Source organism: Agarivorans sp. QJM3NY_25 (assembly GCF_050870875.2).
Lineage (GTDB): Bacteria > Pseudomonadota > Gammaproteobacteria > Enterobacterales > Celerinatantimonadaceae > Agarivorans.
This window is the reverse complement of sequence record NZ_CP194041.2, coordinates 4,631,414-4,644,801: the sequence shown is the minus strand read 5'-3', so window position 1 is coordinate 4,644,801 and position 13,388 is coordinate 4,631,414. Positions and strand designations below refer to the sequence as shown.

The window sequence follows — 13,388 nt, the reverse complement described above, 5'->3', positions numbered from 1 at the left end:
GATTTTGCTCACATATAGCGAGATTGTTACTTGTATGTATCGGTTTTGCATCTATTCTTATTTCGAGCCAAATGGAACCGATTTCAGTTTGGTTTAACTCCGAAAAATATAATGGTTCAACTACGGAATATAAAAATGGAAGGAATAACCATGAATAAATTCGCTGCACTTACTATTACAACTGCACTCGCAGCCGCCAGCCAAGCACAGGCTGCGGTGACTATCGAAGGTGAGCAAGGCAAGCTGACTATCGGTGGTGACGTCGAATTCAACGTCAACTATGTCGACAATGATGTGAATACTACCTCTGATGATAAATCTTGGGATCAGGACGGTCGTTTCTTGATTTCATTTTTGGGCGAGCGTCAGCAAGGCGATTATATGATCCGCGCCTTAGCACAACCAACCTACGGCACCGATGGTGGCGTGAGCACCGATGATGTTTGGTTTGAAGTTGCTAAGAATGACAGTTGGACCCTACGTCTCGGTCGTTATGAAGCTTATGACATGAACCCTCTGGGTCAAGATGTATTTGTGAATCACTCGGGTGATACTGCCGATGGCAAATATACGGATGGGGATGTCTATATTTACCGGATGTTAGAAGCTCGCGGTCGTTCTGGCAGTGCTGGCCAAGCGATGTACAACCAGACATTTGGTAACGTTTATGTAGAAGTTTCGACTCTCTTTGGTGATAACAGTGGTTTCTTTGATGGCACTACATACCATAATTCAGCGCTGACTAAAAATAATAAAAACGCCTTTATTGTTCGCCCAGTAGTAGCCTACCAGCAGGGCGCCTTTAAAGTGGCCGCAGCCCTGGAAACCAACTTGGTTAGCGACTCAACTCTAGACGCCAATGGTAATGATGTATCCGATCGTACCGGTTATGGCTTAACCGCTGGCTATAATCAAGATGGTCTGGTGGTGAACTTAAATGTTGCCAGAATGGATGCCTTAAATGAAACAGATACCACCTATGGCGCGAACGCCTTGTGGCATAAGTTTGGTTTAGGTTATATCCACGGTATTAATGAGTTTGATGATGGTAGTGATAAGAAAAAAGTTAGCACTATCTATAGCTCGTATCAGTTTGATAACGTGGTTGTGTCAGATTTTTCGATTTACCTAGGAGCTTACGCGAGCAAGTTGAGCAATGCAGATGCTGATAAAGACAACAATTTCGGTGGCCGAGTACGCTTTAAATACTTGTTTTAATTTGAACTAAACTGCAAACGGTTCCATGCGCTATGTTGAATGCGAGGAACCGTTTTATGACGAAGTGGAATAGAGGGATCCAAAATGTCTGAACAAGATACAGCCAAGAAGATTTTAGAGCTGATTGGCGGCAAATCAAATATCGCAAGTGCGGCGCATTGTGCAACTCGCCTACGATTAGTTCTCAATGATACCGAGCTTGCAGATACCGCTGCAATCAAAGAGCTCGATCTGGTCAAAGGTGTGTTCACCAACAGTGGCCAATACCAAATTATTATTGGCTCTGGTATCGTAAACCGAGTCTTTAGTGCCTTGGCTGAATTGGCAGGCATTAGTGAAGCGTCAACTGCTGAAGTTGCCGCGCAGGGGGCTAAGCAGAACCCTTTCCAAGCTTTAGCGCGTACTTTATCCAATGTATTCGTACCGATCATTCCGGCGATTGTGGCCAGTGGTTTATGCATGGGGCTACTTGGCTTCTTACGTACCAATGAAATGATTGCCACCGATAGTATCTGGTACTTAATCTTAGACATGGTATCCAGTTCAGCATTCATTATTCTGCCGATTTTGATTGGTTTTGTGGCGGCCAAAACTTTTGGCGGAACGCCGATCCTGGGGGCGACGCTTGGTGGCGTATTAACCCACCCCGCTTTAACTAATGCTTGGACAGTTGCCAGCGGTTTTCAATCGACCGAACTATTTGGCATGGAAGTGGGTTTAGTTGGCTACCAGGGAACGGTTTTCCCGATGCTGATTGCGACTTGGTTCATGTGTAAAGTAGAAAAACGGGTTCGCCAATGGGTGCCTAACTCCTTAGATGTGATTTTGAGTCCGTTTATTATCTTAGTGGTCACTGGTTTTGTTTCTTTGGTCGCGATTGGCCCCGGCGGACGGATGTTGGGTGATGGGATCTCAACTCTACTACTCTACTTGTATGAAAATGTGGGTATTTTAGCTGGTTTACTATTTGGTGGTACTTATTCAGCCATTGTGATTACCGGTATTCACCACAGTTTCCATGCCATTGAAGCGGGTTTACTGGGTGATCCTAAGATTGGGGTTAACTTCTTACTCCCTATCTGGTCGATGGCGAATGTTGCCCAAGGCGCAGCTTGTTTAGCAATTGGCCTGAAATTTAAAAATATTAAAACCAAGGCTTTGGCGATGCCATCGGGTGTATCGGCTTTGTTTGGGATAACCGAAGCGGCAATCTTTGGGATTAACTTACGCTACATGACCCCATTTTTCGCTGGCTTAGCCGGTGGTGCGGTGGGTGGTGCTTATGTGGTATTTGCTAAAGTGGGTATGACTGCGGTTGGTTTAACTGGTATTCCAGGAATTGCAATTGTTCAGACGGGCTCTGTGGTTCACTATATGATTGGCTTTGCCTTAGCCTTTGGTGTGGCCTTTGCGGGGGCTTACTTTAGTACCACCGAAAAAGCCGATGCCTAATTGAAGATGGCGGTCATGCCGCCATCAGTTTGGTTATATTTCCTGTGTGACCCCTCATTGAGCGCCACAGTTCCGGTAAATAATTCCCTACCTTGGGGTGAGCAGTGAGGTTATCGGAGACCAAGGGCATTGGTTTTTATTGAATGATCTTGGTATCAGAATAATAAGGGTAGCGGCGATGAGTTGCCGTTACCTCAAGTTTTACTCGCTTTTAGCAGCCTGCTTCTTTGGCTGCTTTTTTAATGCGTAGGATTCTCTTTCAGTAAAAAGCCCCTGGTAGGAAAAAGCTACATCAGTTAAGGGCTTCTCTCGCAATTGCTTGATTAATACCGAGGCCGCTTCTTGGCCCACCAGCTGGTAGTCATAATGCAGGGATGCCAAGGGTGGCTCTAAGACGGTACATAGCTCGTCATCGCCGACACCAATTACTGCCACATCTTGACCGATGAGTAAGCCCTGTTCGCGTAAGGCTCTAATACTACCTGCAGCGAGGCGGTCGGTAACTGCAAACACACCATCGGGTCGATATCCAGTGCTGAGTGCCAGTTTGGCCTGTTGGTAACCAGACTCCAGGTTAAAATCACAATCGGTTTGATAGCGGCAATCAACATCTGCAAGATCGAGCGCATCGACAAATCCTCGCAAACGCTGTCGACCCACCGCCACATCACTCTGAGGCACGCCAACAAACATTAACTGTTTACAGCCTAGTTTGAGTAATTGACTGCCAGCAATAAATCCGCTGCGATAATCATCGAAAAAGACACTGGTGAGACCATGTAAAGAAAGATCCTGGCCAACGATCACCACCGGCGCCGCAGATTGTTTTAGGGTAGAGAGTAACTCCTGATTGTAGCCAGCCATGAATACAATAATACCGTCGACCCCCTTTGAATTCAGGGTTTTGATATGGTTATTGGTTTTCTCTATCTGCATGCCCGCATTCATTAACAGGGTTTGCATACCTTCTGTTTCAATCACCTCGCTCAAACCTTGTACCATCGCGGCGACTGACTTAGAGGTAAGCAAGGGGACTATCACGCCAATCGTATCAGAGTTGCGGGCCTTTAAGTTTTTGGCGGCGATATTGGCGGTGAAATTGGTTTCGTCGATTAAAGCTTGTACTTTGGCCCTCACCACAGCATTAACGCCTGGTCGTTTGTTTAATACCCGGGAAACGGTAGATTTCGATACGCCGGCTATTTCCGCAATATCGGAGATGGTTTTCAACGACTTAACTCCTTGTTGTGAGCGCGACGGGGTTTGATTGGACAGTGTTGCTCACATGATATCAATTATTATTACCATTTGAATATACTTGCTGAGCTATGTCAGTAATAGTGAGCATAAATTGTAGTTAGAATAAGTGCTTACTGTCATGAGTATGTAGCTTTAGCAAGCTTAAAGCTTGCTTCGATTGTAATCGAGTTTGGCGTAATACGGTAGCACCAAGCGAGTGATGTGGTGTGTTTGTTGGCGATCGTTTTAGCGTTTTAGTTCTGACAGGGTGTGGGTTTTGGGCAAATATTGTTTTTGTACTTGGTCAATCGCTTGATTGAGCATTGGCATAAATTGAGGGTGTTCCTCTATGTAGGCTTTGGAAATATAGATCCCAAAGGGGGCGGAACGCTGCACGACCTCGATGTACTGGCCATTGCGCATGTTACTGTGAATGGCATTATATTTAAATACCTCTGCAGACAAGAAAGCCGCATCAATTCTTTTTAAATCAAAGAGTAACTGGGCTAACTTGACTACATCGTTTTGTTTGCCGACCACTTTGTAGTGGTTGTTTTTTAGCCAGGTTAAGGTATTGGTTCCTTCAAGGGAAGCTATTTTGGCCTTCGCTTTAAAGTCTTTAGAGTGTGGGTCTAGAAAATTTTCTTGGCGGAAAAACCAACTCCAGTTATTGACTAATAGCGGTTTGGAGAATTGGGCAACTTGATCGCGTTTTTGGTTTTGCGAAGCAAAGAAAAAACCGTCGGCTAAGTTTCTCTCAATATCGTTAAGTGCTCGTTTATAGTTAGGTACTTGACGACTTTGATAAGGTTGCTTGAGCTTTTTCATGATTTGATCGAGCAAAAAATTTCCCGCGGCTGGCTCTCCACTCTTGGCATAAGTAAAAGGAGGGAAGTCGGGGTAAATTAGGCGCAGCTCATGCGCTTGAACACTATTCAGACTGCTGATGCTTAGCCAGAATATCAGCTTCCAAATATCTCTCACTTAGCATTCCTTTTTAGATGGTTATGCCTACTAGTATAGACCGCGAGTCAATATTTGGAATTGGGTTTGGAGACAGAATGTGAGTATTTTATTTTGTTTTCTGTAAATAGGGTGCGATGCTTCGCTTTTATTGAACAGAGACAGGGCAATAAAACTTACTAAGCTATTGCCCTGTGGTTTTAATTTGCTTGCAAAGGCTTAAGCTTGAAGCGCTTCAATCAGCATCTTGTCGAGTTTTTCTTGATCAAGAGCGAAGGTACGGATCCCTTCGGCAAGTTTCTCGGTGGCCATTGCATCTTGGTTATGTCCCCAGTAAAACGCGGCTTCGTTTAGTGGCTCTGGGCGAACGGCGCTGACGCCTTTATCGACTAAGCGAGGGCTGAGATTGGCTTCACTCTGGGCCAACTCTTCCAATAAGGCTGGGCCAATGGTGAGTCGGTCACAACCCGCGAGTTCAAGGATTTCACTGGTATTGCGAAAACTTGCACCCATCACCACGGTCGAATAGCCGTGCTGTTTGTAGTAGTTGTAAATCTCGGTGACCGAGATCACTCCAGGATCGCTTGCGCCGCTGAAGTCCGCTTCCGGTTGTTTGGCTTTGTACCAGTCCAAGATACGGCCGACAAAGGGAGAGATTAAAAATACTCCCGCTTCGGCACAAGCTCGGGCCTGGGCAAAGGAAAACAACAAGGTTAAATTACAGTTGATGCCTTCTTTTTCTAATACTTCGGCTGCGCGGATCCCTTGCCAAGTGGCGGCGACTTTGATCAGTACTCGTTGCTTATCGATGCCGGCGGCTTGATACAATTCGATGAGTCGACGAGCCTTGTTAATCGTCGCTTCGGTGTCAAAAGATAAACGTGCATCAACCTCTGTAGAAATGCGGCCAGGAACTAATTCTAGAACTTTGCAACCAATGGTGACGACTAATTTATCTGCAGCCAGATTGACCTGCTCATTGAGCTGTTCACTTTGGGTCTTTGCCCATGTGGCAACGTCTTTTAGTAAACTCGAATACTCTGTTAAACCAAGCGCTTTAACAATCAGCGAAGGATTAGTCGTCGCGTCTTCAGGGGAGAATTTACGCATGGTTTCTAAATCGCCGGTATCGGCGACAACGGTAGTGTATTGTTTTAATTGGCTTAGTAGAGAACTCATAAGATGCATATACCCTTGTCATTCAAGCTTAAGTTGAGAATGGCCTTGATTCCTCATGATTGCTTGAGGCTCGAAGACCAAAGCGAAGCTTTTGTCCTTATTAAAATGCCATATCGGCAGTTGAGTGCAATTACTGTTTTTCGCGTAGAAATGCTGAATTTTCATTGCCTCGACCCAGCTCACATTTGCAGAATTTTTTTTTGCTACAAAAGTCGGCTATCAAGTCTTGGTAAACACTCCTTAAGCATGGTGCGCCGATTTGTTAAAGAAATAAATATGCTTAGCGCGTGGAGTGAAAACAACAGCGAAAATGTCCATCTATGCTTACCTTATATGTTGTTCTCAAGGTCGATAGCTAAAGCAGCGAAGACAATATAAAGTTTTATTGGCTATTTTCGGTCTGGTTAGCATGACCAGGAACTGAAGCCATCACCAGGCGATGGCTTCATGTCGTACATAGCTATTCGATCATCGTTGCTAGTTCACGTGGCGAATAAGGGCCAGATAAATGGTTTTTCGCCATTCGGTTTAGATTTTGTGCTCAGTTATTTACAAGCTTTTAAAATATGGGTTTTAGCTGCTGGTATAGGGCCTTAAAGGTTTCGCGTCGCTGGGCGTAGTAGGCTTGTCGTTTGGCATCTACATGATGCACTTCGACTAATTCCGGAACCGGGCAGATAACATCTAAATCTGCCTTGTGACTCACTCCCAATTGCGCCAAGCGAGCGGCACCCAAGGCGGGCCCCACCTCTCCCCCTAAGCGATAGCTAAGTTTTTGTCCGAGGATATCGGCCAGCATTTGCCGCCAATAAGGGCTGCGAGCACCACCACCAATGAGGGTGATGTCATTGGCTTTTAATCCGGTCGCATGCAGGGCGTCTAAGCCGTCGGCGAAGGCAAATGCTACGCCTTCCAAGACTGCGCGGCAAAGATCGAGTGGGCCACTACTATGAGTGAGCCCAAAGAATACGCCGCTTGCCTCGGGGTTGTTGTGAGGCGTGCGTTCGCCACTGAGATAGGGTAAGAAGAGCAGCTTATTGTCTACGGGTGGCGCTGCCTCTACAGCGGCGAGCATACTAGCGACATCGCTTTGCCCGGTGAGTTTAACAACCCAATCAAGGCAGGAAGCGGCACTTAAAATGACCGACATATTATGCCAAGTATTGGGCAGAGCATGACAGAAGCTATGTAGCGCCGACTCAGGATTACTGAGATAACCATCACTCACCGCGAAATAGACTCCAGAGGTGCCCAACGACAACATGGCCTGGCCGGGTTTAGTGATCCCGACTCCGATGGCTCCCGCGGCATTGTCGCCCCCGCCAGCCACTAAGGGGACCGATCCCATGCCCCAGCGTTCTGCCAACTCAGCTTTTAACTGGCCGGTGATTTCACAGCCTTCAAATAGTTTTGGCATTTGGCTACGGTTTAAGCCAGTTGCAGCCAGCATGACATCACTCCAATCTCGTTTTGCCACGTCTAACCACATCGTACCTGCGGCATCGGACATATCAGAGGCAAAGTTGCCCGAGAGTAAATAACGGAGGTAGTCTTTGGGTAGCAGAACTTTATCGATTTGGGCAAAAATTTCCGGTTCATGTTGGCGCACCCAAAGCAGTTTGGGTGCGGTAAAGCCGGGCATCATTAGATTGCCAACGATGCTTCGCGAATTTTCCACGCTGTGTTCGATGGCAGTACATTGGCGAGCGCTACGACCATCGTTCCATAGGATCGCTGGTCGTAATACTTGTGCGTTTTTATCGAGTAGGGTGGCACCATGCATTTGACCACTCAGGCCTATCGCTTTGACGGTTGCGAGATCGTGTTGCTGGCATAAGTTGTCCAGAGCCTGCTGACACGCTTGCCACCAGTCTTGCGGGGCTTGTTCAGACCAAAGCGCTTGCGGTCGTGATACTTCTAAACTGGCGCTGGCTTGGCTTAACAGCTCACCTTGTTCTCCAAGCAAAACAACCTTTACTCCCGAGGTACCTAAATCAATTCCGATATACATGGCTTTTCCTTATGCGTTTTGCCGCTAAATAAAACTGATGGAACGTTGACGGTCGGTTTATTCAAAATAATCGCTTTTAAATTACAGTCAGCAGTCTGCCGTTTGGTTCGCGAAGCCGATACGCCTGAATCCTTAAGATAAAGCTGCAGGCGTAACACCTTTGAGTCGACGCTGCGGGTCTTAACGCTGGTTGATTTATTGTTTGTTGTCTGATGATTGATGTCGATGACGTCACTGCATTGGGTCTGACTCATTTTAATAAACAACTCGCGCTTGTAAAAATAACTAGCCAAGTTCAATTGACCTTGGTATTTGGGTAAATCATCTTCTCGATCCTGCCGTTATTTTTAAGCGGGCCTCAATTACGAAAACTGCTTGCTGGGTAGCGTTTTTCTGCTGCGTGCTTAAGTTCACAGTTTGCTTGGTGCCATGGATGATCGCAGTCACATTACAATTTATAGTGGTGGCGTTTAGGCCGCTTTTTTTAGATAGTAAATTTAATGTATTTGCGATTGCTCTATGGGAACCGGAATGTTTGATAAGCGCTTCAAAATTACTCTATTGTTTAACGCGAATAAGGTATATGACCGACAAATTATTAAGGGCATCGGGGACTATTTGCAGGCTTCGCAATGCGACTGGGATATCTTCCTTGAGGAAGACTTTCGTTGCCGAATCGATAAACTTCAACATTGGGTTGGGGATGGCATCATTGCGGATTTTGATGACCCGCAAATCGAACAAGCTTTAAGCGGTATTCAGGTGCCAGTGGTGGCGGTGGGGAGTTCTTATGATAACCCGCAACAGTATCCAGCGTGTCCTTACGTGGCCACAGATAATCGCGCCTTGGTTAGCGCTGCCTACGAACACTTAAAAGCTAAAGGTTTGGAATACTTTGCTTGCTATGGCATGCCGCCCGACCCGAGTAATCGTTGGGCCAGCGAGCGGGAGCAGATATTTCAGCAATTAGTGGCTGCCGATGGTTATGAGTGCGCTTTATATCGCGGTTTACATACCCAACCAGAGTCTTGGCAATATGCTATGAATCGCTTGGCCGATTGGTTGCAGTCGGTTCCTAAACCTGTGGGGATCTTAGCGGTTTCAGATGCACGAGCCCGCCATTTGTTGCAGGTATGTGATCATTTGGGGATTATTGTACCGGATAAGGTGTCGGTGATTGGCATCGATGATGAAGATTTAACTCGCTATTTGAGCCGCGTATCTTTGAGTTCGGTGGCCCAGGGCTGTCGCAAAATGGGTTTTCAGGCTGCCAAGTTGTTACATCGCCAACTCCAAGGACAAGAGTTGAGTCATACACGCCAGTTGGTGGGGCCAGAACAGGTAGTCGAACGGCAATCAACGGATTTTAAAGCCTTAAAAGACCCCTTTGTGATCCAGGCGATGCACTTTATTCGGCATAACGCTTGTAAGGGCATCAAGGTGGATCAAGTTTTGGATTACGTGAAGGTATCTCGTTCGAATTTAGAAACCCGTTTTAAAGATGATATTGGCCATTCGGTTCATCAAGAAATCCATCATGCTAAGTTAGGTCAAGCGATGAGTTTACTGAGAAATACTGAGCTTTCGACCAGCGATATTGCCGAATTGTGCGGTTATCCTTCGCTGCAATACATGTATGCGGTATTTAAAAAGGATTTAGAATTAACGCCAAAGGCTTACCGCTTGAGCAAACAAGATATCGCGGATTAACGATCAATATCATTCGCGCTAAACGACAGTGAAGCGGCAGAAGGTCAACTGTCGCTAAGCTTGAGTTTGAGTTACTTTCCTTTTAAGCTCGCAGCTGCTTATATTAGTTTGCGCTTAAGGAGAATGCAGTTGTCAAAGCTCACTAAAGTCGCCATTGTTGGTGGTACTCACGGAAATGAATTTAGCGGTATTTATCTGCTGAACAAGTGGCAGCAACAGCCACAGTTGGTGGCTCGCCCTAGCCTCGAGGTGAGCACCGTGTTTGCCAATCCGAAGGCCCATGCAGAAAACCAACGTTATATTGACGTCGATCTTAACCGTCAGTTTGCCTGTAAAGACTTAGCCGATTTTCAGCTGAGTAATTATGAGCAGTCTCGAGCCAAAGTATTACACCAACAGCTGGGTCCAAAGTCGGCACCAAAAACTGACTTAGTGATTGATTTACACAATACCACTTCCAATATGGGGCCTTGTCTGATCCTCTTGGAGCAGAACGCTTTCTATAATCACTTAGCGGCTTACGTAAAAATGAAAATGCCTGAGGCGGTGATTTTTCTCGATGAAGTTGAGGAAGATATGGCCGAGCACATGTTTTTGGCAAGCTGCGGAAAGTATGGTGTATTGATCGAGGTTGGGCCACAGCCGCAATCAGTACTACGACAAGATGTATTGGAACAAATGGAAAGCATGACTGGGCATATTTTGGACTTTGTCGAGTTGTATAATCAACAGTGCTTGCCAGTGCTACCTCAGCAAGTGGAAGCCTTCCAATATTTGGATACCATTAGTTTACCCTTGAATGAACAAGGTGAGCGAGTCGCCATGGTGCACAGCCATGTTCAGGATCAAGATTTCAAACCAATCAAGCCTGGAGATCCGATCTTCCGTAGTTTCGATGGTGAAGATATTTTCTATCAAGGTGACACCACGGTTTATCCCGCGTTTATTAACGAAGCCGCTTATTATGATAATAATTTGGCTATGTCGCTGTTAGAAAAAGTGTTCATCGAGCTGAGTTGAGCCAAACTTGAGCGTATGAGAAACAAAGTCAATCGATAAAAAAGCAGAGTGAAAGGACTCTGCTTTTTGTTTTTAGAACCACTTCTTCCATTTAAATATAGCGATTAAGGACAAAGCGATGCTTAACATCGTGCCAAGTAAGATGAAATAAGCATTGCGATAATGCAATTCCGGAATGAATTCAAAATTCATTCCGTAGATCCCAGCTAAAAAACTTAAGGGCACAAATATCGCGGTAATTAAAGTGAGCATGCGCATGGTATTGTTGAGTTTGTGCGAGCTAATGGATAGGTAGCCATCGACCAGATCGCCGCAAATGTTGTAGTACATTTGATTTAAGCTGTGCAAGCGTTCAAAACGGTCCTGTAAGTCTTGGATCACCGGTGGATCGACGGCAATTTGCTGAAATGCATTTTGTTGGCAAAGATGTAGTAATTTACTGCTGAGGCTGAGATGGTAATTGAACACTCTGCTGAGGCGCACAATATTGGCTTTTTTGCGGGTGATATCGGCAAGTAGTTGGTCATCACCGTGAACGCTAATCTGTTCTTCTACTTCGCTGAGTTGGGTCTCGAATTCGAGTAATTGGTTGAGGTATAAGCCAGAGGCGGTATGCATGATCCGACAGGCTAAGTTCAGTGGTGCCAGTAAGTCCTTGCTAAAGCTATCCTTTAGTAATGATTCGATGCCTTGGGAGCGTCCTTTGTGTAGGGTAATCAAATAGTTTTTACCTACTAATATGACCAGTTGCATATGAGCAAATTTGAGCTCACCAAGGATCTGTTCAATCCCGCGGTAAATCATAAATATCTGATCATCGAAGACTTCTATTTTAGGTGGGTGTCGCTCGCGAAATGCATCCACAATAGTTAAGGGGTGACATTGAAACTGCTCCAGTAACATGGCTGCTTCGACTTGTTTGCTGTGGGCAAGGTCAATATCGATCCAAATATAGCTGTCGGGATCAGCCGACCAGCAGGTTATTTGGCTCTCATCGCCAGGATGTGCGCTGAGTTGTTTGTTTGATAACCAGGTTCTAATCATTGAGTATTCCTTTGGCAAGTCTATGACTAGTTGATTAAGAATAGCGAGGCGAGGCCCAAAAATGCGACAAAACCGACGATATCAGTCACGGTGGTTAAGATCACTGAACCTGCAACCGCCGGGTCGATTTTCATTTTCTTGAGCATAAATGGGATCATGGTTGCCGAGGCAGCGGCAGCGAGGCTATTTAATACTATGGCAATGCAGATCACTAAACCCAAGGACCAAGAATTAAACCAATAACTCACAACCGCTGCGATTACTAAGCCGAGCATCAGTCCGTTAAAGACTGCGATCTTGAGCTCCTTGTTGAGTAGTAACTTAAGGTTACTCTGCTGTAAGTGATTTAGAGCAATACCGCGTAGCGCCACCGCTAAGGTTTGGCTGCCAGCAATACCGCCCATACTGGCGACCACTGGCATTAAGATCGCTAAGGCGACCAACTGTTGTAAGGCACCCTCAAATAAACCGATGACCCAAGAGGCTAAAAATGCGGTGGCTAAGTTAGTGGTTAGCCAAATTGCCCGCATTTTTGCCGCTGTGGGCACTGGGGTGAATAAGTCTTCTTCATCAGAGGGGGCATCGTTGATGACCACCTCAAGGCTCTTCTCTTGTAACCACTCGATGATCACCGCCAGTGGGATCGCACCAATAATTTTGCCGTCTTTTTGGATCGGGTGCCAAGCATGTCCAGCCACGACATTAAATGAAAGCGCAATATCGGCGAGTAGCTGCTGGTGGTCAAATACTTCGATAGCCTGAGCGAATTCACTGAGCCGAGTCGTGTCATCGGCGTTGATGATGTCGGTCATACTGCAGGCACCCTGAAATTGCCCGTTGGCATCAACTAAATAGATGGCTACTTGCTTCTCGCTTTTGGTGTTGAGTCGTTGCTTAATTCGTTGAACGGTAGCGCTAGGCCTCGCTCGCAGGATATGCGGTGTGAGGTAGCGCCCTATTTGCTCTTCTTCGTAACTCAGGGCATGCTGGATTTGGCTGGTGGTCAGTTCATCTTGTTGATCTAAATAGGCATCGACCATCTGCTCTGGCAGAATATCGGCCCATTCAACAATGTCTGTTTCGCTAATATGGCGCTGTAACTCGGCTAAATGCTCGGCTGAGAAATAGCCGAAAAGATGTTTAACGGTTTCATATTGTAGTAGATGTAAGATGTCCCAGTAGCGCTCGTTGTCGACCAGGGGCCATATTTGCTGGCGGTAAGCATCGGGTAAGGATTCGATGAGATTGGCAAGTACCGCATTATCATATTGGCTAACAAAACTTAAATCGGCCTGTTCAGCATTTTCGGCAATGGCCAGCAATACTGCGCTTAGTACTTCGTCATGATGACCATCAAAAACTTGCTGGTTGGAGCTTAATATTGGCTCAGATGTCATATGACTTTCCTTTTAAATTTTAGGGTCAATATTTAGCGCGTCGAATACTCTATTGATTTCAATTTAATTCATTAGATTTACTTGAACTTATTGCGCTATCTGCTGCGTATTTAGCTATCAGTGAACAGCGAGCTTAGCATATTGCTTCGCTCGCT

11 protein-coding genes are annotated in these 13,388 nt (G+C 45.9%); 4 read left to right on the top strand and 7 right to left on the bottom strand.

The features are described from left to right. Nucleotides 1-150 precede the first annotated feature (150 nt). Together ACRRSW_RS21275 and ACRRSW_RS21270 are read left to right on the top strand one after the other, a co-directional pair. Entirely contained in the window at nucleotides 151-1,218 is a 1,068-nt protein-coding gene (locus ACRRSW_RS21275; protein WP_432460385.1) for a carbohydrate porin, read from the top strand. Between the two features lie 84 nt (nucleotides 1,219-1,302). Next, nucleotides 1,303-2,670: a sucrose-specific PTS transporter subunit IIBC gene (locus ACRRSW_RS21270; RefSeq protein WP_432460384.1), complete on the top strand. Its 1,368-nt coding sequence runs from the start codon at nucleotides 1,303-1,305 to the stop codon at nucleotides 2,668-2,670. Nucleotides 2,671-2,871: 201 nt separating this feature from the next. Here ACRRSW_RS21270 and ACRRSW_RS21265 read toward each other — a convergent pair whose 3' ends face one another. From ACRRSW_RS21265 to ACRRSW_RS21245, 5 genes are all read right to left on the bottom strand, one after another. Further along, nucleotides 2,872-3,900: a LacI family DNA-binding transcriptional regulator gene (locus ACRRSW_RS21265; RefSeq protein WP_432460383.1), complete on the bottom strand. Its 1,029-nt coding sequence runs from the start codon at nucleotides 3,898-3,900 to the stop codon at nucleotides 2,872-2,874. Between the two features lie 255 nt (nucleotides 3,901-4,155). After that, nucleotides 4,156-4,893, bottom strand: coding sequence for a substrate-binding periplasmic protein (locus ACRRSW_RS21260; RefSeq protein ID WP_432460382.1), 738 nt, complete (start codon nucleotides 4,891-4,893; stop codon nucleotides 4,156-4,158). Between the two features lie 198 nt (nucleotides 4,894-5,091). After that, on the bottom strand, nucleotides 5,092-6,051 hold the full coding sequence (gene tal / locus ACRRSW_RS21255; RefSeq protein WP_432460381.1) for a transaldolase: 960 nt from the start codon (nucleotides 6,049-6,051) through the stop codon (nucleotides 5,092-5,094). 559 nt (nucleotides 6,052-6,610) lie between these two features. Then, nucleotides 6,611-8,062 carry a xylulokinase gene (xylB, locus tag ACRRSW_RS21250; RefSeq protein WP_432460380.1) on the bottom strand — a complete coding sequence of 484 codons (1,452 nt, stop codon included), beginning with the start codon at nucleotides 8,060-8,062 and terminating at the stop codon, nucleotides 6,611-6,613. Next, nucleotides 8,041-8,355 (bottom strand): hypothetical protein, encoded by a 315-nt coding sequence (locus tag ACRRSW_RS21245; protein WP_432455566.1) that lies wholly within the window; start codon nucleotides 8,353-8,355, stop codon nucleotides 8,041-8,043. The genes xylB and ACRRSW_RS21245 overlap by 22 nt, the downstream gene beginning before the upstream one ends. 238 nt (nucleotides 8,356-8,593) lie before the next feature. On the opposite strand from ACRRSW_RS21245, the gene ACRRSW_RS21240 reads away from it, so the two are divergent. Together ACRRSW_RS21240 and ACRRSW_RS21235 are read left to right on the top strand one after the other, a co-directional pair. Continuing rightward, a complete protein-coding gene (locus ACRRSW_RS21240) occupies nucleotides 8,594-9,772 on the top strand; it encodes a XylR family transcriptional regulator (protein WP_432455567.1) in 1,179 nt (392 codons plus the stop codon). A gap of 129 nt (nucleotides 9,773-9,901) precedes the next feature. After that, complete coding sequence (locus ACRRSW_RS21235; protein WP_432460379.1) at nucleotides 9,902-10,792, top strand: aspartoacylase; 891 nt, start codon at nucleotides 9,902-9,904, stop codon at nucleotides 10,790-10,792. Between the two features lie 72 nt (nucleotides 10,793-10,864). On the opposite strand, the gene ACRRSW_RS21230 is transcribed toward ACRRSW_RS21235, so the two are convergent. Together ACRRSW_RS21230 and ACRRSW_RS21225 are read right to left on the bottom strand one after the other, a co-directional pair. Next, on the bottom strand, nucleotides 10,865-11,836 hold the full coding sequence (locus ACRRSW_RS21230; RefSeq protein ID WP_432460378.1) for a magnesium transporter CorA family protein: 972 nt from the start codon (nucleotides 11,834-11,836) through the stop codon (nucleotides 10,865-10,867). Nucleotides 11,837-11,862: 26 nt separating this feature from the next. Next, a complete protein-coding gene (locus tag ACRRSW_RS21225; RefSeq protein WP_432455570.1) occupies nucleotides 11,863-13,233 on the bottom strand; it encodes a magnesium transporter in 1,371 nt (456 codons plus the stop codon). Between the last annotated feature and the right edge of the window lie 155 nt (nucleotides 13,234-13,388).